Annotated in this window: 17 protein-coding genes; 8 read left to right on the forward strand and 9 right to left on the reverse strand. The window is 73.6% G+C overall.

Features of this window, described 5'->3' with window-relative positions:
* Positions 1-10: 10 nt before the first annotated feature.
* Positions 11-1,477 (reverse strand): MFS transporter, encoded by a 1,467-nt coding sequence (locus ACIRF8_RS17535; RefSeq protein ID WP_404215698.1) that lies wholly within the window; start codon positions 1,475-1,477, stop codon positions 11-13.
* 115 nt (positions 1,478-1,592) lie between these two features.
* Positions 1,593-3,008 carry a hypothetical protein gene (locus ACIRF8_RS17540; protein WP_404215699.1) on the reverse strand — a complete coding sequence of 472 codons (1,416 nt, stop codon included), beginning with the start codon at positions 3,006-3,008 and terminating at the stop codon, positions 1,593-1,595.
* Positions 3,009-3,367: 359 nt separating this feature from the next.
* Between ACIRF8_RS17540 and ACIRF8_RS17545 the strand changes: the two genes are divergently transcribed.
* The 5 genes from ACIRF8_RS17545 (at position 3,368) to ACIRF8_RS17565 (ending at position 8,649) form a co-directional block, all read left to right on the forward strand.
* On the forward strand, positions 3,368-5,035 hold the full coding sequence (locus tag ACIRF8_RS17545; protein ID WP_404215701.1) for a cytochrome bc complex cytochrome b subunit: 1,668 nt from the start codon (positions 3,368-3,370) through the stop codon (positions 5,033-5,035).
* Positions 5,036-5,121: 86 nt separating this feature from the next.
* Positions 5,122-5,910 carry an enoyl-CoA hydratase family protein gene (locus ACIRF8_RS17550; RefSeq protein WP_404215703.1) on the forward strand — a complete coding sequence of 263 codons (789 nt, stop codon included), beginning with the start codon at positions 5,122-5,124 and terminating at the stop codon, positions 5,908-5,910.
* Positions 5,907-6,791 carry a CoA transferase subunit A gene (locus tag ACIRF8_RS17555; protein ID WP_404215705.1) on the forward strand — a complete coding sequence of 295 codons (885 nt, stop codon included), beginning with the start codon at positions 5,907-5,909 and terminating at the stop codon, positions 6,789-6,791. The genes ACIRF8_RS17550 and ACIRF8_RS17555 overlap by 4 nt, the downstream gene beginning before the upstream one ends.
* On the forward strand, positions 6,788-7,549 hold the full coding sequence (locus tag ACIRF8_RS17560) for a CoA-transferase subunit beta (RefSeq protein WP_404215707.1): 762 nt from the start codon (positions 6,788-6,790) through the stop codon (positions 7,547-7,549). Before ACIRF8_RS17555 ends, ACIRF8_RS17560 begins: the two co-directional genes overlap by 4 nt.
* Positions 7,546-8,649 (forward strand): NAD(P)H-dependent flavin oxidoreductase, encoded by a 1,104-nt coding sequence (locus ACIRF8_RS17565; RefSeq protein WP_404215709.1) that lies wholly within the window; start codon positions 7,546-7,548, stop codon positions 8,647-8,649. Before ACIRF8_RS17560 ends, ACIRF8_RS17565 begins: the two co-directional genes overlap by 4 nt.
* On the opposite strand, the gene ACIRF8_RS17570 is transcribed toward ACIRF8_RS17565, so the two are convergent.
* The gene (locus ACIRF8_RS17570; protein WP_404215711.1) at positions 8,633-9,790 is read right to left on the reverse strand and encodes an acetyl-CoA C-acetyltransferase; all 1,158 of its coding nucleotides are present in this window, start codon (positions 9,788-9,790) and stop codon (positions 8,633-8,635) included. The genes ACIRF8_RS17565 and ACIRF8_RS17570 overlap by 17 nt on opposite strands.
* 36 nt (positions 9,791-9,826) lie before the next feature.
* Entirely contained in the window at positions 9,827-10,612 is a 786-nt protein-coding gene (locus ACIRF8_RS17575) for an SDR family oxidoreductase (RefSeq protein ID WP_404215713.1), read from the reverse strand.
* 87 nt (positions 10,613-10,699) lie between these two features.
* On the opposite strand from ACIRF8_RS17575, the gene ACIRF8_RS17580 reads away from it, so the two are divergent.
* Positions 10,700-11,854 carry an acyl-CoA dehydrogenase family protein gene (locus tag ACIRF8_RS17580; protein ID WP_404215715.1) on the forward strand — a complete coding sequence of 385 codons (1,155 nt, stop codon included), beginning with the start codon at positions 10,700-10,702 and terminating at the stop codon, positions 11,852-11,854.
* Positions 11,854-12,909: an acyl-CoA dehydrogenase family protein gene (locus ACIRF8_RS17585; protein WP_404215717.1), complete on the forward strand. Its 1,056-nt coding sequence runs from the start codon at positions 11,854-11,856 to the stop codon at positions 12,907-12,909. The genes ACIRF8_RS17580 and ACIRF8_RS17585 overlap by 1 nt, the downstream gene beginning before the upstream one ends.
* Here ACIRF8_RS17585 and ACIRF8_RS17590 read toward each other — a convergent pair.
* The 3 genes from ACIRF8_RS17590 to ACIRF8_RS17600 all read right to left on the reverse strand — a co-directional run bounded on the left by ACIRF8_RS17590 (position 12,853) and on the right by ACIRF8_RS17600 (position 18,336).
* Positions 12,853-13,995, reverse strand: a complete 1,143-nt coding sequence (locus ACIRF8_RS17590; RefSeq protein ID WP_404215719.1) for a serine hydrolase domain-containing protein — start codon at positions 13,993-13,995, stop codon at positions 12,853-12,855. The two genes, ACIRF8_RS17585 and ACIRF8_RS17590, sit on opposite strands and share 57 nt — an antisense overlap.
* Positions 13,996-14,063: 68 nt before the next feature.
* The gene (locus tag ACIRF8_RS17595) at positions 14,064-15,467 is read right to left on the reverse strand and encodes a hypothetical protein (RefSeq protein WP_404215721.1); all 1,404 of its coding nucleotides are present in this window, start codon (positions 15,465-15,467) and stop codon (positions 14,064-14,066) included.
* On the reverse strand, positions 15,454-18,336 hold the full coding sequence (locus tag ACIRF8_RS17600; protein WP_404215723.1) for a peroxidase family protein: 2,883 nt from the start codon (positions 18,334-18,336) through the stop codon (positions 15,454-15,456). The genes ACIRF8_RS17595 and ACIRF8_RS17600 overlap by 14 nt, the downstream gene beginning before the upstream one ends.
* 331 nt (positions 18,337-18,667) lie before the next feature.
* Here ACIRF8_RS17600 and ACIRF8_RS17605 point away from each other — a divergent pair, with 331 nt between their 5' ends.
* Positions 18,668-19,924 (forward strand): hypothetical protein, encoded by a 1,257-nt coding sequence (locus tag ACIRF8_RS17605; RefSeq protein ID WP_404215725.1) that lies wholly within the window; start codon positions 18,668-18,670, stop codon positions 19,922-19,924.
* Positions 19,925-19,950: 26 nt separating this feature from the next.
* On the opposite strand, the gene ACIRF8_RS17610 is transcribed toward ACIRF8_RS17605, so the two are convergent.
* Together ACIRF8_RS17610 and ACIRF8_RS17615 are read right to left on the reverse strand one after the other, a co-directional pair.
* Positions 19,951-21,948, reverse strand: a complete 1,998-nt coding sequence (locus ACIRF8_RS17610; RefSeq protein WP_404215727.1) for a metallophosphoesterase family protein — start codon at positions 21,946-21,948, stop codon at positions 19,951-19,953.
* 67 nt (positions 21,949-22,015) lie between these two features.
* On the reverse strand, positions 22,016-26,176 hold the full coding sequence (locus ACIRF8_RS17615) for an FtsK/SpoIIIE domain-containing protein (RefSeq protein ID WP_404215729.1): 4,161 nt from the start codon (positions 26,174-26,176) through the stop codon (positions 22,016-22,018).
* Positions 26,177-26,196 lie beyond the last annotated feature (20 nt).

The following is a 26,196-nucleotide window of genomic DNA, read 5'->3' on the forward strand; positions in this document are numbered from 1 at the left end:
GCGCCCGGACTCACGCGACCCGGGGTATCCGCTCCTTCACCATCCCGTACAGCACGACCGACACGGCCATCACGCCCGCGGCGGTGAACACGCCGGGCGCCCAACTGCCCGTCGCGTCGCGCAGCACACCGCTGACGACGGGGCTGGCCACCGCGCCGATCTCGGCGACCAGGTTGAACAGGCCGAACAGCGAGCCCCGGTCCTCGTCGGCGGCGAGGTCGCCGAGGAGGCTGTGGACGATCGGCTGGAGCGCGTTGAAGAACAGGCCCGAGCAGAACAGGATGAGGCCGAGCAGGAGCAGCGAGGGGCGCCCGTTCAGCAGGCTCACGCCGAACGCCACGGCGAGCACCGTGTGCACGGCGGCGCACGCCACCGCCAGCGGCTTGCGGCCCTTGCCCGCGCGCACCCGCCGGTCCGCGATCCAGCCGCCGACCGGGAAGCCGATGATGCCCGCGCCGGCGTTGAACGCGGCGATCAGGGCCGCGGCGCCGAGGCTGCTGTGCGCGCTCTCCGCGACGATCTGCACCGACCAGAACGAGAAGAACCACAGGTTCCACATCACCGCGACGAAGCCGATGTAGATCAACCAGACGTTCCGGTTGAGGAGTTGAGGCGAGCGCCCGGTGCGCACGATGCCCCGGATCACGAGCGTCACCATGGCGAGGAACAGCACGCCCGAGCCGATCGCCGTCAGCCAGTCCGGCCAGCCGAACTCGTCGGCCAGGACGAACAGCGCGACGACGGCGACCGCCGCGGGCACCGAGTAGCCGATCAGGCGCAGCGTGGGCGGACCGAGCCGCAGCGGGCGGTCGCCGCGCGCCCGGAAGAAGAACCACGTGGCCGCCGCCACCAGGAGGGAGACGAGGCCGAACACGTACAGCGGCATGCTCCACGCCCGGTCGCCGAGGCCCCACGTGCCACCCAGGTCGATCAGGTGCGGGGTGGCGACGATGCCGACGGTCAGACCGATGGACAGGCCCGTCAGGACGACGCCGAGACCGATGGTGCGGCGGGCCGGGGGCGTGTGGTCGATGACCAGGACACGGTCGTTGGAGTAGAAGACGCCCTCACCGAGACCGGTGAGCACACGCGCGACGACGAACCCGATCAGGCCACCGGCGAGCCCGGACGCCAGCGTCAGCAGGCCCGCCCACAGCAGCGACACGACGAGCATCTCGCGGTGCCCGTACCGGTCGCCCAGCCGGCCGCCCGCGTACTGCGTGAGCATGTAACCGGTGAAGAACATCGAGCCGATGAGGCCGCCCAGCGTCGCGGGATGGGACGCGTCGCCGATGAAACCGGCCTTGTTCTCGATCATCCAGGAGACGACCGGGCCCGTGACCGTGCGGTCCGCGTAGCTGATCAGCCAGCCCGCGAGCAGGAAACCCCAGAGGTGGGTGTGACGCCCGGAGAACAGGGCGCGGCGCTGCTCGTGCGGCGGGGCGGTGGTGCGGTCCTGAGCGGTGGAATCCCTCATGCGTCCCCCTTGACGCCAGGCGACTGGAAAGCGCTTGCCAAGATCGCAGTAGGAGGTCAGGACGTCAATGGTCGACTTTTGTGTCCTGCCTGGCAGCGGACGTGCCGGTGGCGGCCTACGGGGTCCGTACCGCCCGCTGCACGGCCTCGGCGGCGAGCTGCGCGGCGGCGCGGCGGGTCGCCGAGGCGAGCAGGTCCGTGTGGATCGGGCCGCCCGCCGCGAGGTGCCGGTCGTAGGGCAGATGGACGACGCCGACGCCGGTCTCGCGGACGTGGGCGGTGGCGGCGGCCAGATCGAGGTTCTGGTCCGGCGCGCCCGACGTCAGGGCCACGACGGTGGACGGCAGCGTGGAGTGCGGCAGCCCGGCGAGCCAGTCCAGGACGACGCGGGTGCCGCCGACGCCCTCGGCGGTCATCGGGGCGACGACGATCCGGGCGTGCGCGGTGTCCATGGCGGTACGCGCGACATCGCCCGGCAGCGTCTCGCAGTCGACGACCGTCATGGCGAAGTGGCGGCGCAGCGCCAGGGTGACGGTGCGGTAGGTGGGGACGTCGAGCGGGGGACCGACCCTGCCCTGGCTCGCGGGCAGCAGCCAGCCGCCGTCCGGGAGCGGCACCAGGTAGCCGGTGATGTCGAGGAGATGCATCGACGGCTTGAGGATCCGGGCCAGTTCCCCGCACGACCAGCGCACCGACTGGGCACCGAGCCGCACCGCCAGGGTGCCGAGCGCGGCGTCCGCCTCCAGGGCGAGTACGGGGTCCTGCCGGACGCGCTGGAGGGTGCGGGCGACGAGCGCGGCGGTGGTGGTCTTGCCGACGCCGCCCCGGATCGAGGTCACGGCGATGACCCGGCCCTTGGCCACCGGGTGCTGCAACTCCCGCGTCCAGGGCGCCTCTTCGCCGGCGGCCCTGGCCGAGGGGCGGGTGATGCGGCGCAGCGACTGCCCCGAACGCCGTGCCACCGAGTCGCCGTGCTGCGGCTTGCCCGCGGCCTGGGTGAGGCGCGGGTCGACAGTGAGGACGGGCTCGGGCGCGGGGAACGCGATGCTTGGCCGGGGTCGTACGACGGGGACCGCGCCCGTCACCGTGGGCGGCGTGGACGGCATCGGCGGCGCGGGGACGACGGGCACAACCCCGGGCACGCTGTCCTCGGGCTCGGGCCCGGGCCCGGGCTCGGGCTGCGACCGCGGCGGGGCCGGGAGCGGCCTGGGCGTGGTGTCACCGGTGAACGGCGGTGCGGTGACGGTTGTGCGGGGCTGCGGTGCGGCGACCTCGGGGCCCGGGCCGGGCTCCTGCGGCACCGGGCCCGGCTCCGGGCGGGGCGCGGCAACCCCCGTCGCCGATGCGGGAGTCCTGGCCTCCGGCTTCTCCTGTGGCTTCGGCGCGGGGGCTTTGTCGGGTTGCCTGGGCGTCCTGGCCGGTGATGTGCGGCGGACCGTCCCCGGGTTGCGGCGCGTCTCGTCGGGGCGGCGTACCGGCAGGGGGGACTTGGCCGGGTCCTGGTTCGTGCTGTCGCTGCGGGTGGGTTCCACGGGGGTCACCACGTCTGCCGGGCCGCAGCCCGGATCGGCACCAGCGGACCAGTCATTCTCGCCCCCACGTCGAACATCATCGGCAGACCCCCGGGATCAGGCCACATCGCCTTCGCTTGAGCCCTCTGCGGCCCCCGTGGCCCCCTGCGGACCACCGGACGCGAAAGCCTATCCTCCCTCACCCGGCGCCCGGATCAGGGGCGCGGCGGTCGGCCGGACCGCGCGGGCCCGGGGAGCGCGTGGACGTGCCGGGCGCCCGGGTGGCCACCGGAACCGGTCGGCCGTCCGCTGCCCCCTGTCGGCGGCGCCCGCGCGGTTCTACCCTGACTGTGCCTCACCGGGCTTCGAGGGGGAGTCGCATGAGCGATGGCATCGAGCGCACCCACGACGACGGCCGCCGGGCGAGCCCGCCGGGGGGCGGGGAGCGCCTCGCCGACTGGGCGGACGGCCGACTCGGCCTCTACCAGCTCGCCAAGACCCAGATGCGCAAGATCTTCCCGGACCACTGGTCCTTCATGTTCGGCGAGATCTGCCTCTACAGCTTCCTCATCCTCATCCTCACCGGCGTCTATCTGACCCTCTTCTTCGAGCCCAGCAACGCCGAGGTCGTCTACAACGGCTCGTACGAACCGCTCAAGGGCGTCCTCGTGACCCGGGCGTACGAGTCGACGGTCGACATCAGCATGGAGGTGCGCGGCGGTCTGCTCATCCGGCAGATGCACCACTGGGCCGCGCTGGTCTTCGTCGCCGCGATGCTCGCGCACATGATGCGGGTCTTCTTCACGGGCGCGTTCCGCAAGCCGCGTGAGGCCAACTGGCTTTTCGGCTGGACCCTGTTGATGCTCGGCATCATCACCGGACTCACCGGCTACTCGCTCCCCGACGACCTGCTCTCCGGCACGGGTCTGCGCTTCGCGCAGGGCGCCATCCTGTCCGTGCCGGTCGTCGGGACGTATCTGTCGTTCTTCCTCTTCGGCGGCGAGTTCCCCGGGGAGGACTTCATCGCCCGGCTGTACCCGGTCCACATCCTGCTGCTGCCGGGCATCATGCTGGGCCTGGTGGCGGCCCATCTGATCCTGGTCTTCTACCACAAGCACACCCAGTTCGCGGGCCCGGGCCGCACCGAGAAGAACGTGGTGGGCGCGCCGTTCCTGCCCATCTACGTGGCCAAGGCGGGCGGCTTCTTCTTCCTGGTCTTCGGCGTCCTCGCGCTCATGGGGGCGGTCGCGACGGTCAACCCCGTGTGGGCCTTCGGCCCGTACCGGACGGACCTCGTCACGACGGGCGCCCAGCCCGACTGGTACCTCGGCTTCTCCGAGGGGCTGATCCGGGTGATGCCGGGATGGGAGATCAACGCCTGGGGGCACACGCTGCAACTGGGTGTCTTCCTCCCGTTCCTGCTGTTCCCGCTGGTCATGACGTTGATCGCGGTGTATCCGTTCATCGAGGCATGGGTCACGGGCGACAAGCGCGAGCACCACATCGCGGACCGCCCGCGCAACCGGCCCGTCAGGACGGGACTCGGTGTCGCCTGGCTGGCGCTGTACGCGGTACTCCTCGTCGGGGGCGGCAACGACATCGTGGCCCTGAACCTGCATCTGTCCATCAACGCCATCACCTGGGCCGTGCGGATCGGCGTGTTCGTCGTCCCGGTGCTCGCCTTCGTCGTCACCAGGCGCGTGTGCAACGGACTTCAGCGCCGTGACCGCGACAAGGCCCTGCACGGCCGCGAGTCCGGGACCATCAAGCGGCTGCCGCACGGCGAGTACATCGAGGTCCACGAACCGCTCACGCGCGCCGAGTTGTACACCCTCAACTGCCATGAGCAGCCCGTTCCGTACGAGTTGGGGCCGCCGGTCGACGCGAACGGGGTGGCGCGGAAGTTCACCGTGCGGCAGCGGGTGCGGGCGCGGCTCGCCAAGGCGATGTTCGGTCCTGGCACGTACGTGCCGAAGGCGACCGCCGAGGAGTACCGGGCGCTGCACGCCGGGTGGCACGAGTCCGAGCGGGACCCGTCCGCGCGCTGACGACGCCCAGGCGCCTGTCGCTCCCGCGGCTCCGCTGCTACCTTCGCACCTAACAAATGTTTGGTCGGAAGGTGGCGGAGTCGCTGATGCCTGTCTCCCTCTCGTTCGCGGAAGCCGCGGAACGCTCGCAGAGCGCTCCGACCGGCAAGGCGATCGCCGTCGTCGACGTCGACTACGCGCCGGTCAACGCCCTCCCGGTGCAGGGCTGGTACGACCTCGCCGACACCGTGCGCGCGGCGGGCCGCGACCCGGAGGTGCGCTGCGTCGTCCTCACCGCCGCCGGTCGCGGGTTCAACGCGGGCGTCGACATCAAGGAGATGCAGCGCGACAGCGGCCACGCGGCGCTGATCGGCGCGAACCGGGGCTGCGCCGCGGCGTTCGCCGCCGTGTACGAGTGCGAGGTACCCGTCGTCGCCGCCGTGCAGGGCTTCTGCCTCGGCGGCGGGATCGGGCTCGTCGGCAACGCCGACGCGATCGTGGCGAGCGACGACGCCACGTTCGGTCTGCCCGAGCTGGACCGGGGCGCGCTCGGCGCCGCCACCCACCTGGCCCGGCTGGTCCCGCAACACCTGATGCGCGCCCTCTACTACACCTCGCGGACCGTGACCGCCGCCGAACTGCACGCGCACGGCTCGGTGTGGAAAGTCGTCCCGCGCGACGAACTGCGCGCCTGCGCCGTTCAGTTGGCGTCGGAGATCGCCCGCAAGGACGGCTCCCTGCTGCGCCTCGCCAAGGCCGCGCTCAACGGCATCGACCCCGTCGACGTACGCCGCAGCTACCGCTTCGAGCAGGGCTTCACCTTCGAGGCCAACCTCAGCGGCGTCGCCGACCGGGTCCGCTCCACCTTCGGCGCCCCGCAGCAGGAGGCGAGGTGAGCGGCGACGGGGCCGGCCGGCCCGACAAGGTGCTGACCGCCGACGACGTGGCCGCGCGCCTGCGCAGCGGCATGACGCTCGGCATCGGCGGCTGGGGCTCGCGCCGCAAACCGATGGCGCTCGTGCGGGCGGTGCTGCGCAGCGACCTCACGGACCTGACCGTCGTCTCCTACGCGGGCCCGGACGTGGGCCTGCTCGCCGCCGCGGGCAAGCTGCGCAAGGTGGTGGCGCCCTTCGCCACGCTCGACTCCATCCCCCTGGAGCCGCACTTCCGCGCCGCGCGCGAGCAGGGCCGCATCGAGCTGGCGGAGATCGACGAGGCGATGTTCATGTGGGGACTGCGCGCCGCCGCCAACCGGCTGCCGTTCCTGCCGGTGCGGGCGGGCCTCGGTTCGGACGTCATGCGCGTCAACCCCGGCCTGCGCACGGTCACCTCGCCGTACGAGGACGGGGAGACGTTCGTCGCGATGCCCGCGCTGCGCCTGGACGCCGCCCTCGTCCACATGAACCGCGCGGACCGGTCGGGAAACGGCCAGTACCTGGGGCCCGACCCGTACTTCGACGACCTGTTCTGCGCGGCGGCCCAGGAGGCGTACGTCTCCTGCGAACGTGTGGTGGGCGGCGCCGACCTCGCCAAGGGCGGCCCCGCGCAGTCGCTGCTGATCAAGCGGCATCTGGTCACCGGTGTCGTCGAGGCGCCGAACGGGGCGCACTTCACGTCCTGCGCGCCCGACCACGGCCGGGACGAGGCGTTCCAGAAGCTGTACGCGACGACGCCGTTCGCCGAGCTGCGCGCCCGGTTCCTCGACGGGGACGAGGAGGCGTACCAGGCCGCGGTCGAGGTCTGGCGCCGTGCGCGGGACGGCGGGCAGGGTCGATGAGCGCCACGGCGGGCGACGCCGCGGCCGGGCTCGTGACCCGCGCCGACCACTGTGTGATCGCCTGCGCGGAGGCATGGCGCGGCAGCGGGGAGCTACTGGCGAGCCCGATGGGTCTGATCCCCGGCATCGGGGCGCGGCTCGCCCGCCGCACGTTCGCGCCCGGGCTGCTGCTGACGGACGGCGAGGCCACGCTGATCGGCCCCGACGGGGAGCCCGAGGGCTGGCTGCCCTACCGCCAGCACCTGGAGCTCGTGACGGGCGGGCGTCGGCACGTGATGATGGGCGCGAGCCAGCTCGACCGGTTCGGCAACCAGAACATCTCCTGCGTCGGTGACCGGCACCGGCCCACCCGCCAGTTGCTCGGGGTGCGCGGAGCTCCCGTCAACACCCTGAACAACCCGACGAGTTACTGGGTGCCGAAACACTCCCGTCGGGTCTTCGTGCCCACGGTCGACATGGTGTGCGGCGTCGGCTACGACAGCGCCGCCGCGGCCGGGCCCTCCGCGACCCGCTTCCATCACCTGCCCCGCGTCGTCACGAACCTCGCCGTACTCGACTTCGACACCCCGGACCACACGATGCGGCTCGCCTCCCTGCACCCCGGGGTCACGGTCGAGGAGGTCCGCGAGGCGACCGGGTTCGAGCTGGCCCTGCCCGGCGAGATCCCGTACACCCGCGCGCCGAGCGCACATGAACTCCACTTGATCCGGACCGAGTTGGACCCTGACGGGTCGCGTCTGCGCGAGGTGCCCGGGTGAGCGGTGGCACCGGGGCGGCAGGCCCGTCGGACGCCGTGTTCAGCACGGCGCTCACCGAACTCACCGGCGTGCGCCACCCGATCGTGCAGACCGGCATGGGCTGGGTCGCCGGGCCCCGGCTCGTGTCGGCGTCCGCCAACGCCGGAGCCCTCGGCGTGCTCGCCTCCGCGACGATGACCACCGCCCGGCTCCGGTCGGCCGTACGGGAGGTGAAGAACCGCACGGACCAGCCCTTCGGGGTCAACCTGCGGGCCGACGCGGGGGACGCGCGCGAACGCGTCCGCGTCATCGTCGACGAAGGCGTGAAAGTGGCCTCCTTCGCCCTCGCCCCCACCAAGGACCTGATCGCCGAGCTGAAGGACGCGGGCGTCGTCGTCATCCCCTCCGTCGGGGCGCGCCGGCACGCGGAGAAGGTCGCGGCGTGGGGCGCGGACGCGGTCGTCGTGCAGGGCGGCGAGGGCGGCGGCCACACGGGCGAGGTGGCCACCACCGTGCTGCTCCCGCAGGTCGTGGACGCCGTCGACATCCCCGTGATCGCCGCGGGCGGTTTCCACGACGGCCGCGGCCTCGTCGCGGCGCTCGCCTACGGGGCCGCGGGCATCGCCATGGGCACCCGCTTCCTGCTCACCTCCGACTCGACCGTGCCCGACGCCGTGAAGGCCCGCTACCTCGCCGCGGGCGTCACGGACATCACCGTCACCACCGCCGTCGACGGGCTCCCGCACCGCATGCTGCGCAGCGAACTCGTCACCGCGCTCGAACGCTCCGGCCGGGCCGCCCGCCTGCTGCGCGCCGTGCGGCACGCCGCGGCGTTCCGCGAGGTGTCCGGCCTCGGCTGGACCCGGATGGTCCGCGACGGGCTCGCGATGCGGCACGGCAGGGAGCTGACCTGGAGCCAGGTGCTCCTCGCGGCCAACACGCCCATGATGCTGCGGTCCGCGATGGTGGACGGCGATCCGCGCGGCGGCGTCATGGCCTCCGGGCAGGTCGCCGGCCTCATCGACGACCTGCCCTCGTGCCGGGCGCTGGTGGACCGGATCATGACGGAGGCGGCCGGGACACTGGAGAGGCTGGGCGCGCCGCCTACAGGCGCTCGATGATCGTCACGTTGGCCTGGCCGCCGCCCTCGCACATCGTCTGGAGGCCGAACCGGCCGCCCGTGCGCTCCAGTTCGTGCAGCAGCGTCGTCATCAGCTTGACGCCCGTCGCGCCCAGGGGATGGCCGAGGGCGATCGCGCCACCGTTCACGTTCACCTTCGCCGGGTCGGCGCCGGTCTCCTTCAGCCAGGCGAGGACCACCGGGGCGAACGCCTCGTTGATCTCCACCAGATCGATGTCGTCGAGCGACATGCCGGTCTTCTTCAGTGCGTACGCCGTCGCGGGGATCGGCGCGGACAGCATCCGGATCGGGTCCTCGCCGCGTACGGAGAGGTGATGCACACGGGCGCGGGGCGTCAACCCGTGGTCCCGCAGGGCCCGTTCGGAGGCGAGGAGCATGGCCGCCGCGCCGTCCGACACCTGGGAGCTGCACGCCGCGGTGAGGGTGCCGCCCGCCACGACCGGGGCCAGCGACGCCATCTTCGCGAGGCTCGTGTCCCGGCGCGGCCCCTCGTCCACGGTGACATCACCGCAGGCGACCGTCTCGCGCGCGAAGCGCCCCTCGTCGATCGCCCGGACCGCCCGCCGGTGCGAGCGCAGCGCCCACTCCTCCATGGCGGGCCGCGAGATGTCCCACTTCTCGGCGATGAGCTGGGCGCCGTGGAACTGGTCGACCGGCCGTGTGCCGTAGCGGGCGCGCCAGCCCTCGCTGCCCGCGAAGGGGCCCTGCGTCAGGCCCAGCGGCTCGGCCGCCCGCCGCGAGGCGAACGCGATCGGGACGAGCGACATGTTCTGCGTGCCGCCCGCGACCACCAGGTCCTGGGTGCCGGACAGCACGCCCTGCGCCGCGAAGTGCACGGCCTGCTGCGAGGAACCGCACTGCCGGTCGACCGTGACCCCCGGCACCTCCTCGGGCAGCCCGGCCGCGAGCCACGCGGTGCGCGCGATGTCACCGGCCTGCGGGCCCACCGCGTCGAGGCAGCCGAACACGACGTCCTCCACGGCGGCCGGGTCGATCCCGGCGCGCCCCATGAGCGCCTTGAGGACGTGCGCGCCCAGATCGGCCGGGTGCACGGCGGACAGCCCGCCCCCGCGCCGGCCCACCGGGGTGCGCACGGCGTCCACGATGTACGCCTCGGGCATGGTCGCCTCCTGGTGTGGTCAGGGGATGAGGGCCTTTCAGGGGTGCCGGTCGCTGACGGAGAGCACCTCGCCCGTCAGGTACGAGGCATAGCCGCTGGCCAGGAAGACGATCACGTTGGCCACCTCCCACGGCTCGGCGTACCGGCCGAACGCCTCGCGCGAGGTCAGCTCCGCCAGGAGCTCGGGCGAGGTCACCTTCACCAGGTGCGGGTGCATGGCGAGGCTCGGCGAGACCGCGTTGACGCGGATGCCGTGCTCGGCCGCCTCGACGGACGCGCAGCGCGTCAGCGCCATCACCCCCGCCTTGGCGGCGGCGTAGTGCGCCTGCCCGGCCTGGGCGCGCCAGCCGAGCACGGAGGCGTTGTTGACGATGACGCCGCCCCGGCCCGCCTCCTTCATGAGCCGCAGCGCCGCGCGGGTGCAGCGGAAGGTGCCGGTCAGGGTCACGTTGATGACCTTCGCCCACTGCTCGTCGGTCATCTCGGTCAGCTCGGCGGTGCCGCCGAGGCCCGCGTTGTTCACGACGATGTCCAGGCGGCCGTGGACCTGCCCGGCCAGCGCGAACAACGCCCGTACCTGCTCCTCGTCGGTCACGTCGCAGCGGGCCCCCGCCACCCGGTCGGCGCCGAACTCCTCGGCGAGCGCCGCCACGGTCTCGTCCGTGCGGCGCGCGTGCGCGTCACCCACGACGACGCGCGCGCCCTCCTCAAGGAAGCGCCGGGCGGTGGCCCCGCCGATCCCCGCGCCGGCCGCCGCGGTGATCACGGCGGTGCGCCCGGCGAGCAGCCGGTGACCGGGTTCGTAGGGCGGCGGGCTGCTCATCCGGGTACCTCCCAGGGACCCTCGACGGGCGTCGGACCGGAGGCTAATCTACCAAACACTTGTTAGGTGGGAAGGGGTGCGGGCCCGATGGACCTGACGATCGACGCCGCGGACGCGGCGTTCCGGGAACAGGCGCGCACCTGGCTCGCCGCGCACGTGCCGGCGGAGCCGCTGCCCTCCCTGGAGACGGCGGAGGGCTTCGCCGCCCACCGGGCGTGGGAGCGCGAACTGGCCGCGGACCGCTGGTCCGTCGTCTCCTGGCCCGAGCGGTACGGCGGCCGGGGCGCGAGTCTCGTACGGTGGCTGCTGTTCGAGGAGGCCTACTACGCGGCCGGGGCGCCCGGCCGGGTCTCGCAGAACGGCATCCACCTGCTCGCGCCGACCCTGTTCGACCACGGCACCGAGGAGCAGCGCGCCCGACTCCTGCCGCCCATGGCGAGCGGCGAGACCGTGTGGGCGCAGGCCTGGTCCGAGCCGGAGGCGGGGTCGGACCTCGCCGCGCTCCGGTCGACCGCCACGCCCACGACGGGAGGCTGGCTGCTCAACGGGCAGAAGGCGTGGTCCTCGCGCGCGGCCTTCGCCGACCGGGCCTTCGGCCTCTTCCGGAGCGATCCGGCCACCGCGGGGACCGACAAGCCGCACCGAGGACTCACCTCCCTCATGTTCGACCTGCGGGCACCGGGCGTCACCGTCCGGCCCGTCGCGCGCCTCGACGGCAAACCCGCCTTCGCCGAACTCTTCCTCGACGACGTGTTCGTCCCCGACGCCGACGTCATCGGCGCGCCCGGGCAGGGCTGGCGCATCGCCATGTCGGCGACCGGCGCCGAACGCGGCCTGACCCTGCGCTCGCCGGGCCGCTTCCTGGCGAGCGCGGAGCGGCTGGCCGGGCAGTGGCACAAGGAGGGCGACCCCGCCGACAGCGCCCTGCGGGACCGGGTCGCCGACGCCGTGATCGGCGCCCGCGCCTACGAGCTGTTCACCTGGGCCCACGCCTCCCGCGCCCTCGACGGCCAGGACCTCGGCGCCGAGTCCAGCCTGAACAAGGTCTTCTGGTCGGAGTACGACGTGGCGCTGCACGAGACGGCCCTCGAACTGGAAGGGCGCGAAGGGGAGTTGGCGGCGGGCCGTTGGGCGGAAGGCTATGTCTTCTCCCTGGCCGGACCGATCTACGCAGGCACCAACGAGATCCAGCGGGACGTCATCGCCGAACGGCTGCTCGGACTGCCGAAAGGGAGGCGCTGATGCGTTTCCTGCTCGACACCGAACAACGGGAGTTCGGCCGCACCCTCGCCGCGCTGCTCGGCGCCACGGACGTCCCCGCGGCGGCGCGCGCCTGGGCCGGGGGCGAACCCGCGTCCGCCCGCGCCCTGTGGCGCCGCGTCGCCGACACCGGCCTGGTCACGCTCGCCGTCCCCGAGGAGTGCGACGGCGTCGGGGAGCGGCCCGTCGAACTGGCTGTCGCCTTCGAGGAGTTGGGCCGCCATGCCGTACCGGGCCCGTACGTGGAGACGGTGGCGGCGGCGGCCCTGTGCGCGGCGCTCGCGGGCACCGGCGCGACCAAGGACCTCCTGCGCGGCCTGCTCACCGGCGATGCCCTGGCCACGCTCGGCGTGCCGGGGGGCGGGCCGTACCTCCTGGACGCCGACGCCGCCGACACGCTCCTCGTGGTCGACGCCGGCAACGCCCCGGCCGATCCCTGGACCCTGCGCTCCGCGCCCGGCCACGGCCCCGTCCACCCCGGCCTCGACGCGGCCCGCCGCCACGCGCGGCCCCTGCCGGGCGGCGACGTCCTGGCCACCGGGCGGGCCGTACGGGAAGCGGCTGCGCACGCGGCGGCCCTGGCCCGCCTCGCCACCGCCGCCCAGGCCCTCGGGGTCGGCCGGGCCCTGCTGGAGCGGACCGTGGACCACGTGCGGCGGCGCACCCAGTTCGGGACGCCGGTCGGCGCGTTCCAGGCCGTCAAACACCGGCTGGCCGACACCCTCGTCGCCCTGGAGTTCGCCCGCCCGCTGGTGCTCGGCGCTGCCCTGACGATGCGCCCGGCGGACCTGGCCGCCGCCAAGGTGGCCGCGGGCGAGGCCGCGTACACCGCCGCGCGCACGGCGCTGCAACTGCACGGCGCCCTCGGCTACACCGCCGAGTTCGACCTCAGCCTGTGGCTGATGAAGGCGCGGGCGCTGCGCGGCGCGTGGGGCACGCCGGGCGAGTGCCGGGCCCAGGTGCTCGCCGCGCGGGACGGGTCAGCGGCCTGTGGCCGCGTACGCCCAGAAGTCCCGCATGACCGGGGGCAGCGGTGAGGGGCCGGTGAGGGAGAGCTGGGTCATGAGGACGGTGACCGTGCCCGTCGACGGCGTCAGGTGCGCCGCCGTGCCGGTGCCGCCGATCCATCCGTAGCGGCCCGGCACGTTCCACGGGTCGCGGCGCTCCACGTCCACGGAACCGCCGAAGCCCCAGCCCGACCCCACCGTGAACACCTCGCTCGCGGCGCGCTGGGCCGCGGTCAGGTGGTCCGTCGTCATCAGGCGCACCGACTCGGCGGACAGCACGGACCCGCCACCGCCCAGCAGCATGCGGGCGAACGTCCACCAGTCGTCGACCGTGGAGGCGAGCCCGCCCGCGCCGGAGGGGAACGCGGGCGGGCCGCTCCACTGGCCGTCGACGGTGTCGACGCGCTCGGCGCCGCCGTCGGCCGTGGGTACGTAGGAACTGGTGAAGCGGGAGCGCTTGGCGGCCGGAACCTCGAAGGCGGTGTCGCGCATGCCCAGCGGCTCGAAGATCCGCTCGGCGAAGAAGTCCGGCAGCGACCGGCCGGCCACCCGCGAGACCAGGGCGCCCTGGATGTCGGAGCACGTGTTGTAGAGCCACGCCTCGCCCGGCTGGTGCAGCAGGGGGATACGGCCGAGGGCGGCGAGCCAGGTGTCCGGCTCCGGCAGGCGCTGCGGCCCGTGCGGGTCCATCAGCGCGAACAGCGGGCGCACGGCGGGCAGCGAGAAGTCGGACGGATAGCCCCAGCCCGCCCGGGACGTCAGCAGGTCCTCCACGGTGATCGGACGGAGCGCGGGCACGACGTCGTCGATCGGGCCCGCCGGGTCGCGCACGACGTCCGGCGCGGCCAGCTCGGGCAGCCAGTGCCCGATCGGTGAGTCGAGGGCGATACGGCCCTCGTCCACCAGGATCATCACCGCCGCCGCCGTGATCGGCTTGGTGAGGGAGGCGATGCGGAAGATCGAGTCCCGGGCGAGCGGTGTCGTGCCCTCGGTGTCGGTGTACCCGACGGCCGCCACCTCCACGCGGTCGCCGTGGGCCACCAGACCCACGGCTCCCGGCACCGGCCCCTTGGTGACATGGGGCAGCAGAACATCACGCACAGTGGTCTCGGACATCGGGGTCACCCTCCAGGACAGGCACGGCAGGCGTCGTGCGTACGAGAAGGGTGACCGCCGGACCGCTCTCAACTCATCGGTTCGCCGTCCCACAGCGTGTCGTGGGCGCGGTGCGCGCCCGTCAGCCCGTCGGTGAAGAACCGCTCGTAGTACTCGCCCTCCACATGGTGGGCCTGGAGCCAGATCCCGGGCACGTGGATGGCGTCCGTGTGCGCGGGGAAACGGCGGTGCGTGGCCAGGATGTACGTACAGATGTCGCGGGCGCACTCGATGACCCGCTCGTCGTACGCGCTGGCCTCGGCGAGGTAGCGCTGTCCGTAGTCCTCCTTGTAGATGCGGGCGAAGACGTCCTTGTCGCCGTACGTGCCACCGGCGCCGAACTTCGACTCGACGATCGCGTCGACCGCGTCCGACATGGAGGCGTGCGCGGGCGGGCAGGCCGCCGCGATCAGGGGCTCACCGGTCGCCGGGTCGGTCAGGCCCACCGGCTGCGAGCGCAGCGTGGCGTACTTGGGCAGCGGTACGTGCCAGCGCCACAGGTCCGCCAGGCGCCAGCGCGGCGTGACGAACGTGAAGCCGAGCATCCGCCCGTACACCTTGCTGAACTTCGGGTCGCCGAGCGCTATCTGCGGGTTGAGCGAGGCGTGGATCCAGGCGCCGAGCCCCATCGCCTCCGCCGTCAGCATGACCGTCTGGAGCAGCAGGTCCGCCTCGATCTGGGTGCGCATCGGGCCGAGCGCGCCGAGCGGCAGCTTCAGGTCCTTGTTGAGGAACCCGTTGGCCATCCACTTCTTCACGCCCGCCGGGCGGTACAGATTGCGGTCGTCGACGAAGGTGGGCCGCGCGCCGTCCGGCTGGGTCAGCAGATACATCAGCGCGTTGATGTACTGGTGCGACAGGTCGACCACCGGGAACAGGACGGTCGTGCCCGGCAGATTGGACAGGAAGCGGTTCGAGTCCAGGTAGGCGGGGAAGTCCCGCAGCCCCTCGGCCACGTCGAGCCGGTGGTCCAGGATCTTGACCTTGGTCCGCCGGGCCCGCTCGATCAGGGTCCGCGCGTCGAACGGTTCCTGCGGCGCCGCGGGCAGCCTGCGCAGGAAGTACGTCCCCTCGTCGTTGATCAGGAAGAAGTACGTGCCCTGCGCGTTGTCGGGGCTGCCCGCCGTGCGGCCCGTCATCGTCAGGTTCGGCTTGGCCATGATGGGCTTGTGGTCGCGCGGGTCCTCGAACGGGCGGTCCGGCATGGTCAGGCCGGTCGAGCCGGTGACGGCGATCAGCACCGCCTCCTCCAGCTCGGTCAGCGGCTCCGCCTTGTGCGGCGACTCGTAGCTCATCGACCCGGCCGGCACCGACGCGCCCCGGGAGACCCGGTGGGTGCGCCGCCGCCAGACCGTCTCCAGGAACGGGCGGGCGAGCAGATCGTCGAGCCCCCGGTGGCCCGAGCCGCCCGAGCCCGCGTCAGCCGACGTCATCGTGGTGTCCTCCGTTGCCGCTGGGCGACACCGGCCGCCAGGGTGCGAACGCGCTCGCCTCGCGCGGCATCAGGCTCGCCAGCTCCGGGCAGTGCCGCAGCACGACGGACTTCATGCCGCCCTTCTCCACCCAGTCGATCCCGAGCGGCGTGTAGATCTCCGGGCGGTAGTCGACGGTGAGGAACCGGTCGCTCTGGAGCCGCCGCGTCGCCATCAGGATGAAGATGCGGAACGCGGTGTCCGAGAACCCGAAGCCGGTCGGTGGGTTCTCCGCGAACAGACCGACGACCGTGTCGATCTCGTCGACCGTGCGGTACACCTCCTTCATTCGCGCCAGCGTCTCCGGCTCCTGGGTGAGGTCCTCGAAGCGGCGGATGCGCTCCTTGTGCAGCCCCGCGCGGAAGTCGTTGTACCGCGGCACCCCGCGCCTGCGGGTGCGGACCAGGTCGACCACCGACAGGTCGATGATCTCGCCGTCGCGCTGGAAGCGCTGGAGCGACTTCGGGTAGTTGTGCAGCGTGATCGCGCCCGGGTGGGCGATGCCGAACGAGTACAGGGTGTTGGCCAGCCCGGTCTTGCGGATCTGGCTCTCCGCCGCCGCGCCCTGGATGTCGTGGAAGCCGACGGTCTCCAGACGCTGCCCGAAGTGGTGCTCGCGCAGCTCGTAGTCGTCCGGGATCAGCGGGTGCATCCGGTAGACGGTGACGAAGTCCTCGGTCAGCGAGTAGGGCGCCCCGTGGTGGTCGGGGAGCGTCTTCGGGATGCCGGTCAGCGAGTGCGCCTCCAGGAGCCAGAGGCCGAGCTGGTTGAGCCAGTTCCTGGGCGGGCCCTCCCAGTTGGTGCGCAGCCCGATGTCGATCGCCTTCGTCGCGAGGATCGCCGGGGTCCACTCCACGGTGTGGATCTTCGCGATGAGCGCCGAGACGACCAGCCGGGCCGTGTGGTAGATCCGGTCCTCGCTCATCGACGGGTACTCGGCGCGCAGCGCGTCGCAGACCGCGTTGTGCTCGCGGGCGAACAGCGTGTGCATGGAGCTGAGCCCCATCCACCAGTTGTCCCTGAAGCCGGTGATCGGGATGCCGCCGCGGTCGATCGGGATGTGCCCGCCGTCGAGCAGCAGCCGCGCCCCGCCGTCCGGTTCCCGCAGGTGCTTCGCCGTGGCCTCGTCGCCGCCGTACACCTCCGACCCGTCCCACCAGTGCGAGGCGGTGTTCCCGAAGAGGATCGGCGGCCGGTCGCCGGGCAGCTCGATGCCCTCGTTCTCGGCGAACCGCATCAGGTTCTCCTGCGGGCCGCCCGGCGTGTTGGCCCACGTGCCGCCGCCCGGCGGCAGCGGCACCTCGACCGTCCTGCCGCCCTCGCCGTGGCGCCGGTGGTTCACCCAGTCGTGCACCTGGAACTGGATCCACGCCGCCGCGAGGATGTTCAGCGAGGTCGCGGGCACGAAGGTGTCCCGGGTCAGGAGCTGGCGGCTGACCGTCACCGGGTTCGGCGTGTCGAACAGGTCGGGCCGGTACACCGGCTTGAGGTTGCGGCCGAACGGGGCGCCGACCGCGCCCATCGTCGGCGCCGACAGATCGTTGTAGGTGCCGTCGTACGAGCGTGAGGTACGCAGCCGCTCGTCGACCGGGACCGGGACCGGCTCGGCCTTCGGCGGCGCCTCGGGCACATCGGTGTCGATGAGGTTGAACCGCCGCAGCACCTTGCGCAGGAACACCAGGTTGAGCAGGCTCGCCTCCAGCGGCAACCGGTGCCAGGGCACGACACGGTTCAGGGCCCGGAAGGCGTACGCGACCGGCGCGCCGAGGACACGGTTCCTGACCGGTTCCTCGGTGGTGAAGCGGATGTCGCCGCGCTGCGCGGCGCTCGCCCGGTAGGCGACCTTGCGGGCCCGGTTGATGTTGCCGAGCGGCCTGAAGTCCTCCGTCGTGTACCACGGGTTGAACGCCAGCTCCTCGACCCGCCGCGCCGCCGAACCGGCCTCGGCCGTCGAGATGTCCTGCCGCGGGATCGTCAGCCGCGCCACCACGACGGGCGGCGTGATCGCCTCCTGCCACTCGACGGAGCCGTCCTCGACGGGCGTGCGGCGCTCGTCGACGTAGCGCTGCACGCACAGGTCGAAGGCGACGTCGTCCCGGGACAGACGCCGGCCCAGCTCCGCGCGCAGGAAGTTCGGATCACGGCGGTCCGGGTGCGGCTCGACGCCCCCACCGGCCGCGGCGGGCCGGAACAGGTAGCGGACCGGGCCCGCCTGCGACCACAGGATCGCGCCGCGGCTCCAATAGGTCTCGCGCGCCAGGGTCTTGACGGTGTGCCGGGTCGCCGCGCGGACGTTGCGCCGCATCCGTTCGGCCGTGCCGAACCCCACCGCGAGCGGCAGCTTCACGAACAGCCCGAAGGCCTTCCGCAGCGGGGTGCGCGCACCGGCCATCGCCTTGGCGAACGCCACGAACTCGCGCGCGTCACGGGCGTGCGACACGGGGAAACTGGTCGCCATGAGGTCATGGCTCTCGTCGCCCGACACCTGGACGCGCACGGCGATGCCGTGCAGATCGGGCGCGCCGTCGGGGCCGCGCATCCCGCTGGCGTTGGAGAGCCGCACCGTCGCCGGGTAGTCGGCGCCCGGCTGGGCGAAGCCGGCGCGCAGAGCGTCCGGGAGGTCGTCGGAGAAGCGCAGCCGGGCGTTCTCCACGCCGAGCGCCGCCTTCGCGTGGAAGGCCCGCTCGTACCCGGGGGCGCCGGAGGCCCGCCGGTTCGCGACCTGCACCTTCATGATCTCTCGGGCGAGGCGTTCGAACACGAGGCGCTCGGCCTCGGGGCTCCCGCCCTCGTACCGCTCGTACTGTGCGAAGCGTTCGGTCTCGGCCATCGATTGCCGTCCCTGTCGTGTGCCGTGCGTCGGGAGGTCGTGCTCGGATGCGGAGGGGAAGGGGCCAGTGACGCTAGTGGCGCCGCGACATGCCCCGCAGCGCCCGTTCCCGCCATGTCCGCGACCCCGACCCGGGCCCGAACTCCCGTACGCTCTACGGGGTTTCGGCCTGTCAGGGGCACATGCCGGAATCGCTTCCGGCGCGCCGACGCACCGCGCGTCGCCCGCTCCCCACCCACCCCACCCGACGGCTCCGCCGATGGCCGGTCAGCGACGCCTTGACGACGCCCCGCCGCGGTGGTGTGCTCAGCAGCCCGCCCAGGGAGGTCCCATGCGGGACACGACCGCGCACGGCCCCACCTTCGCCGCACTGCGCCCCTTCAAGGAACCGACGTTCGTCGAGCCGGGACGGACGACCTTCCCCGTCTACCCCGACCTGCTCGACCGGCTCCTGGACGACAAGGGCCATCCCGACCCGGACGGCGTCCTTCCGCACGCCCTCGCGACCTGCTCGGCGTACGCGTACGCCGGGTTCGACCAGGGCGGCGACGCCCGGACGGTGGCCACGATGGCGACCCGCCTCGGACTGGCGGAGAACCGCTGCCGCCTCCTCGAACAGCGCGTCGACGCCCTCTACATCGCCTCGGCCGCCTACCTCATCCAGGACAAGGACCGCCGCGTCGCGATCCTCTGCTACCGCGGCACCCAGCCCGAGGACATCATCAGCATCCTCACCGACGCCGACGTGCACCCCGACACCCTCCGCGTCGACCTCGACGGCGTCCGCCACCCCGTGCACGCCGGGTTCTACCGCAACATGCGCGCCACCCGCCATCTCGTCCTGGAAGCCCTCGAACGGGCGGTGCGCGGCGAGTCCGTCGACCCCGAGGAACAGGGCACCAGGGGCGGCGGCCTCGAAGCGCTCTACATCACCGGCCACAGCCTGGGCGCGGCCATGGCGGCGCTCATGGCGGTCACCCTCGTCCACGAACCGCGCTACGCCCGCATCGCCCGCTGTCTGCGCGCCGTCTACACCTTCGGCCAGCCCATGCTGGGCGGCCCCGAACTGGCCCGCGCCTGCGAGGACGCCACCGACACCAACGGTACGCACCTGCTGCGCGACCGGCTGCTGCGCTACATCCACGACCGCGACATCGTGCCCGCCCTGCCGCCGCGCCCCGTGGGCCCCTACGCCGCGTTCGGCCGCGAGTTCCACTACCGCAGGCCCCGCGCGGGCCTGGACGCCCTGTTCGGGGCGGCGGCCGACACGGCGGCCGAGGCCGTCTCGGTCCCGGGCGACCTGCTCGCCGGCGCCAACCCGCTGCACCGCCTGCGCCGGATCGCCGAGGTCCCCGGCCGGGCCCGCGCCCGGGGCTGGGTCGAGCGCCGCGACCCGGCGCTGCCCTACGCCCAGATGGACAGCCTCGCGGGCCTCGCCGTCGTCGCCCCGCTCGCCTTCTTCGCGGCGCGGCTCGCGCTGACCCGGACGCTCCCCTTCAAGTACTCCTTCGAGGACCACGGTCCGGGCAACTACGTCAACGCGCTCGCGCCGGAAGGAGTGTTGAGCGAGTTCGGAGACGTGCGCTGAGACAGGCGCCGAGGGCCGCGCCGGGGTCAGGGGCGGGCCCGGTCCCGGCACAGCTCGAAGACCGGGAGCTCGGCCGGGGCGCCCGGCCGGAACGCGACGAGCGGGTCCGCCACCCACTGGCCCCCGGCGAGCCGCACCGTGCGCAGGGCCAGGGTGTGGTCGTCGCCCTCCCGGGCCACGAACACCTCGTTGTAGCCGTTGTGCTCGTCCGTCTCCCGGCTGCCGAGCGCGGGCGCCCCGGCGATCCGCGTCGTCCACGCCCGCGCGCCGCCGAGCAGCCGCTCGGCGGCCAGGAACCCCAGATGCGTGTGGCCGTGCAGGACCAGGGCCGTCTCGGCGGCGGTGAGGGCCGCCTTGGCCTGCCCCGCGTTGACGACACCCGAGTACGGGGCGATCTCCACCGAGGGCACGGGGGAGAGCGGATGGTGCAGGGCGGCGAGCGTGGTCCAGCCCCGGTCGGGCGCGAGCCGGTCCAGTACGCCGCGCGAGACGACACCAGGATCGATCCGCTCGAAATCCTGTATGAGCGCCGCCAGTTGAGCCTCGTCCAGGGTGTGGGAGAACTCCTCCTGGGCGGCCTCCAGCTTGTGCCGGTCCTCGTCGCGCGCCGCCTCGCCGCCCGACTCCGCGGAGCCGAGCAGCGCGATCCGCAGCCCCGCCTCCGGGTAGCGCACGTACAGGCGGCGCCTCTCGTGCCGGGGCTCCTGGAGGTCGGGGTGCGGAAACTCGGCGAAGGTCCGCGCGAACCACTCGTGCCGCGCCGCGGGCCGGGGATCGAGCGACAGGTCCCACGACACGTCGTGATTGCCGCCGACCAGGACGATGCGGGGATCGTCCGGGCGCAGATCCGGATGGTCCGCGAGCTTCTTGCCCGCGTCCCGCAGCCAGTTCAGCGCGAGGGTGCCGAAGGTGTCGTGCGGCCGGTTCACCAGATCGCCCGTGACGACCAGCAGATGCGGTGCGCGACCGAGTTCGCCGAGGCGCCGCAGATGCTCCAGATAGCTGTCCATGGGGGAGCCCGCACCCGCGAGGCAGGCCAGCCTGCGGCCCGCCTCGGTGACGTCCTTCGCGTCGACGTTGGACCGCAGGCTGCCGCCGTGGTGCAGGTCGGAGACGTGGTGGATGCGGAGCACGTCGGGCAGATGGCGGGCGAGCACCGGATCGGCGGCCGGGTCCGCGGCCCCGGCCCGCTGCTGCCCGGCCCCCTCACCGGCGTCGGCGACGGTCACCCCGGCCCGGTGCCAGCGATGGGCACGCAGCCGCGCACGGCCCGAGACCGAGGTGCCGTTGTGGAACCACTGCTCGACATAGGCGTGGTTCTGCACGGCCGCGTCGCAGGCAGCCCGGTCGAGCGCCTCGGCGTCCGCGCGCAGATCGGGCCGCGACTCCGCCGTGTGCAGGGCGAGTTCGAGGAGGAACGGGCTCTGGAGCCAGCCCGGGAAGCTCTCCCGCAGCAGCTCCGTCACGCGCGGCGCCCACCCCGGGGCGCGTCCGGCCATACGGGCGCACTCCTCGGGCGTGAGCGCGGGGGGCCGCACCACGTCCTTGGGGTGGTCGGCGCCCAGGTACGGGACGAGCAGCTCGTGTTCGGCCGGGGTGGCCAGCACCACGGGAACGATCCCGGCCGCCCGCGCCTGTTCCAGCCCCGCGGCGAGCACGGCGGGCTCGACGCCGAGGCCCCGCCCGTCCGCGGCGGAGAGCGCGGGCTCGTCGACGAACAGCACCGTCCCCGGCGCTGCCGCGGGGGCCGTACGGCGGCCGACGAGACAGCCGAGGCCCGCCCGGCGCACGGCCGCCTCACCGGACCGCAGATCGATCCGGCGCGCCCCGCCCGGCGCGTGCGCCCGCTCGGCCGCCTGGGCCAGCCAGCTCTTGCCCGCGCGCCGCGCCATCACGACCACCCAGGCGGTGCTGTTGGGTTGCCGCCCCTCGACCAGTGGGCGCGCCCACGCGGGAACCGCCCCGTCGGCGAAGCGGATGTCGAGGTCGTGGCGGTAGGCCTGGCTCGGCCGGAAGTCGGTCATCGTCGTCAGTCCCGTGATCCGTCAAGAAGGGTGCGAAGGGGGCGAGGGGGCGGGGCCACGGCGGCGGTCACGGCCGGGACTCCTCGTCGCGCAGCGAACTCTCGCTGTGCCCGATCCAGGCGAGGAACGGCCGGTCGGACAGCCACCGGTTGTCGTGCCGGAGCAGGCCCACCTCCCGCAGATCGTTGCGCTGGGCGCGGGCCGGCTCCACCGGTATGCCGCCGGGGTCGGCGAGCAGCGCGGCCCGCCCGGCGGGGCCGATCTCCTCCCAGCGGGCCCGGAAGTGGTGGTCCCACTCCACGATCAGGCGCTGCTCCACCAGCTCGGCGAGCGCCCGGTCGTCGCTGAGCGGGCGGACCTCGTTGGCCTGCGCCGCGCGGACCACCGCGTCACCGACGACCTGGAGGTAGAACGGCCAGGTGCCGACCAGGTCCAGGACGGCCTGCCCGGTCCGGTCGGGCGCGATGTTCACCCCCAGGTTCTCCGCCGTGCCGGTGAGGAACTTCAGGGCCGACTGGTCGTCCAGCGGGCCGAGGACGCGGGCGTTCACGTCGTTGCCGAAGCTGGAACCCGGTGCGGTCAGCGCCCAGCGCACCACCCGGTGCCAGTCCTTCTCGGTGCCCGTGTAGACGAACCAGGCCCCGGCCTGCCCCAGGTCGCGCAGCCACGAGACCACGCCCGGGTCGTAGTTGACGAGCCGCCCGATCTCGTCGAGCAGGAACGCCATCCGGTCGGAGCCCGAGCGCCTGCCCACCTTGTTGATCAGCCGTTGGGCCGCGCCCGGCCCGTGCAGCCTGCGGTCCAGGAGGTGCGCCAGCGCGTCCGGCGTGTCGACCTGCCCGCTCGACGGCAGCACCATGATCGGCTGGACGGCCGTCGCCCCGTCCGCGCGCAGCCGCCGCCACAGCTCCTCCAGGACCCAGGTCTTGCCCGCCCTGCGCGGCCCGAGCAGCGCCACCGAGGCGCCGGTGGCGTGCCGGTCGCGCAGCCAGGCCAGCTCCGCCTCGCGCCCCACCGGTCGCCCCTTGCCCGTGCCCACGTGGAACTGGTCGGCCACCAGCGGCAGGTCCTCGATCCGGAACGGGCGCTGACTGCCCTGCACCTCCGTGTCCCGGCCGCGCGCCTCGGCCGCGTACCGGGCCAGGGCGTCGGTCTGGCCCTGCCGCGTCGTCGGCCCCGGCAGCGTCGCGATCTGGAGCAGCCGCCCGCTCTCCGCGCTCAGCGCCCGCCCCGCGGGCTGCACCTCGGGGACGCGGCGCCGGGTCAGCCCCACCCCGGCGTACCAGTCGGGGTCCGGCAGGCGCAGCACCAGGAGCCGCTCGGTCAGCGAGACCAGGCGCCGGGTGCTCAGGATCTGGGCGCCGCCCGCGAGGACCGTGCAGACCCCGACCTGCGGGCCGCCGCGCAGCACCGCGTACAGATCGTCGACGGCACCGCCGCCGTCGGTGGAGCCCATGCTGGTCAAGAACTCCTCCCAGCCGTCCAGCAGGACGAGGAGGTAGTGCATGCGGCGCGGCCCCGCCACGGACTGCCGCTGCGCGCCGATGTCCGCGAAACCGCCGTGCGACAGCAGTTCCTGGCGTCGGCGCACGGTGGCGGTGAGCATGCCGAGCAGGCGCACCATGTGATCGGGGCGGCCCAGGTGCACGACGGCGCCGCAGTGCGGCAGTTCGGTCAGCGCCTGCAACGCGCCGTCGCCGCAGTCGATGCCGTACACGTGGATGTCCGCGGTGCTGTGCTGGCGGGCCACCGCCGCGGCGAGCGTGCGCAGGAACTGCGAGCGGCCCGTGCGGGGCGCGCCCACGATCCTGAGGTTGCCGTCCCGCGCGAGGTCGAGGATGGCGGGGCGCTGCGTCTGCTCCTCGGGCGCGTCCTCCAGGCCGAAGGCGAGGGGAGCGAGCCCCCGGCCGCGCAGCGGCGGCCGGATGTCGGTGAGCGGCAGGACCTCCTTGAGCGGCGGCGGCAGGGGGGTCGGCGGCGCCTCCACGGCGAGGAGTTCGGTGGCGCGGCACAGGGCGTCCACGAGCAGCGCGAGATCCGTCGTGCCGACCGAGTCCGGTTCGGCCCGCACGGTGAGCGGCGTCCGCGGCTGCGAACCGTACGGTGCGATCTCGTGCACGCCGACCGTCTCGCGTCCCGCGGGCCGGTACAGGCCGCCGACGCGGGCGGTCTGGACGAGCAGCGGGTCGGAGGTGCCGGTCCTGATCAGGGCGAGGCCGGGGGAGGACTTGGTGAGCTGGGCGGCGTCCGGCGCGTCGATGACGTCCTGGCTCTCGCCCGGGTCCAGGAGCCGCAGGGCGACCCGCAGATTGGTCAGGGCGCGGATCTCGGGGCTGACCACCCCGGACGGGCGTTGTGTGGCGCAGACGAGGTGCACCCCCAGGGAGCGTCCGCGCCGCGCGATGTCGACCAGAGCGGACAGGAACTCGGGTTCCTCGGCGGCCAGCGAGGCGAACTCGTCCATGACGATGACGAGCCGGGGCAGCGGCGGCGGCAGCGGCTCGGGGCCCTCCGGTTCCCCGTCGCGCAGATCCGCGTACGCGTGGATGTCCTTGACGTGCGCTTCCAGGAGCCGCCGCTCGCGGCGGCGCAGTTCGGCGCCGAGCCCTTCGAGGACCCGGTCGCCGAGGCCGGGCCCCACATCGCTGACGACGGCCACGGTGTGCGGCAGCCGCACCAGGTCGCGGAAGGCCGCGCTGCCCTTGTGGTCGACGAGCATGAACGTCATCTCGTCCGGCCGGTTGGCCACGGCGAGCGAGGCGATCCACGTGCACAGGAACTCCGTCTTGCCGGACCCGGTGGTCCCGGCGACCAGCGCGTGCGGCCCGTCCCTGAGCAGGTCGAGGGCGACGGGAGTCGGCGTGGAGCGCCCGATCAGCGCCTCGGTGCCGCGCGGCGAGGCCTCCCAGCGCGCGGCGATCTCCCGGGGATCGGGCGTGCCCAGCCCGATCAGGTCCAGGAGGCGGTGGGGTTGCGGGCGCAGGTCGTCGGCGGCGGCGTCCCGCAGCGGTGCGACGGCCCGCGCCATGCGGTCGAGCCAGTCGTCGGACACGGTGTCGGCGATCCCCGTGAGGACGGCGTCCCCGCCCGCGGTGAGCGTGAAGGCGGTGGCCGACGGCGCCCCCGCCACGGCCCGCGGCGGGATCTGCTCGACCTCGACGACGGCCGCGCACTCCTGGGGCAGCGACCTGCTGTCCGGGGCCAGGCAGATGGCGAACACCCCGGCGCCGGGGCCCTCGCGCAGCAACTGCGACGCGCCGGGCAGCGAGCTGAGCGGGCGGGCGCCGTCCAGGACCAGCACCAGATTGCGGCGGGTGCCGTCCGCGTACGGCACCGGCCCGCGCTGCCGCTCGCGCAGCGTCGTCAGCGCCTCGGAGACCTGGCGGTGGTGGCCGGTGCTGTCGCAACTGATGCGGGGCGGGCTCTCCCCGTCGTACGAACGCAGCCCTGGCAGCCACCGGGCGAACCGCCAGTCGGCGGCGCCGGAGGGCGTCGTGAGCACGCGCACGCCGACATCGGCCGGGCTGTGCTCCAGGGCGACCTGCGCGACCAGCCAGGCGGCGACGCGCCGGGTCGCCTGGGTGGGCCCGGCGATGCCGAGGACGCCGGTGGTCGGCAGGTCGATCGGCACGGGCACCGCGTACGGCCCCGCGCCGGTGACCCCGAGCCGCAGCCGCAGATGGTCGCCGTCGGTGATCCGGCGCTCCCAGAGCCGGGCCGTCTCGCCGTAGCACCCGCTCAGGATGCCGGCCGGTCCCGGGACCAGGTACTCCGTGTACGCCTGGTGCTGTTCGCGCGCCCGCTTCATGGTCCGGCGCATCCGGAACCGTCCCGACACCCCGCGGGTGAGGGCCCGTTCGAGTTCGGCGGACAGCTCGTGCGGCAGCATCCGGGGAGGCTTGCGGAACATCAGGGTGCCCTCGCTCCCCGGCGCCAGCAGCTCCTGCGGGAGGTCCGTGAAGTCAGGCCCGGCCGCCTCCGACGGAGCCGGGGACCGGTCGAGCCAGACCGTGCAGCCGTCCCGCAGCGGCGACTCGTCGAGCGAGACGTCGAGTGCCACCTCGGCCGCCTCGCGCCCGTCGCGCAGGCACAGGGACGACACCTCCGCGAGCCCGCACATCCGGCCCAGCGCCCGCGCGACCGCCCGCACCGGCGTGTCCCCGGCCGCCGCCACCACGACGTCCCGCTCCCCGCCGTCCGGCGCGACCACCGTGAAGATGCGCCCCATGCCCCTCGCCCCCGTCCGAA

The sequence above is a fragment of the Streptomyces sp. NPDC102406 genome (genome assembly GCF_044765725.1).
Lineage (GTDB): Bacteria > Actinomycetota > Actinomycetes > Streptomycetales > Streptomycetaceae > Streptomyces.

What these genes read in the sequence shown, in the direction of transcription:
- ACIRF8_RS17535 (WP_404215698.1), bottom strand. Translation starts at nt 1,477, where the DNA reads ATGAGGGATTCCACCGCTCAGGACCGCACCACCGCCCCGCCGCACGAG.
- ACIRF8_RS17545 (WP_404215701.1), top strand. Translation starts at nt 3,368, where the DNA reads ATGAGCGATGGCATCGAGCGCACCCACGACGACGGCCGCCGGGCGAGC.
- ACIRF8_RS17550 (WP_404215703.1), top strand. Translation starts at nt 5,122, where the DNA reads ATGCCTGTCTCCCTCTCGTTCGCGGAAGCCGCGGAACGCTCGCAGAGC.
- ACIRF8_RS17560 (WP_404215707.1), top strand. Translation starts at nt 6,788, where the DNA reads ATGAGCGCCACGGCGGGCGACGCCGCGGCCGGGCTCGTGACCCGCGCC.
- ACIRF8_RS17570 (WP_404215711.1), bottom strand. Translation starts at nt 9,790, where the DNA reads ATGCCCGAGGCGTACATCGTGGACGCCGTGCGCACCCCGGTGGGCCGG.
- ACIRF8_RS17575 (WP_404215713.1), bottom strand. Translation starts at nt 10,612, where the DNA reads ATGAGCAGCCCGCCGCCCTACGAACCCGGTCACCGGCTGCTCGCCGGG.
- ACIRF8_RS17580 (WP_404215715.1), top strand. Translation starts at nt 10,700, where the DNA reads ATGGACCTGACGATCGACGCCGCGGACGCGGCGTTCCGGGAACAGGCG.
- ACIRF8_RS17585 (WP_404215717.1), top strand. Translation starts at nt 11,854, where the DNA reads ATGCGTTTCCTGCTCGACACCGAACAACGGGAGTTCGGCCGCACCCTC.
- ACIRF8_RS17590 (WP_404215719.1), bottom strand. Translation starts at nt 13,995, where the DNA reads ATGTCCGAGACCACTGTGCGTGATGTTCTGCTGCCCCATGTCACCAAG.
- ACIRF8_RS17595 (WP_404215721.1), bottom strand. Translation starts at nt 15,467, where the DNA reads ATGACGTCGGCTGACGCGGGCTCGGGCGGCTCGGGCCACCGGGGGCTC.
- ACIRF8_RS17600 (WP_404215723.1), bottom strand. Translation starts at nt 18,336, where the DNA reads ATGGCCGAGACCGAACGCTTCGCACAGTACGAGCGGTACGAGGGCGGG.
- ACIRF8_RS17605 (WP_404215725.1), top strand. Translation starts at nt 18,668, where the DNA reads ATGCGGGACACGACCGCGCACGGCCCCACCTTCGCCGCACTGCGCCCC.
- ACIRF8_RS17610 (WP_404215727.1), bottom strand. Translation starts at nt 21,948, where the DNA reads ATGACCGACTTCCGGCCGAGCCAGGCCTACCGCCACGACCTCGACATC.
- ACIRF8_RS17615 (WP_404215729.1), bottom strand. Translation starts at nt 26,176, where the DNA reads ATGGGGCGCATCTTCACGGTGGTCGCGCCGGACGGCGGGGAGCGGGAC.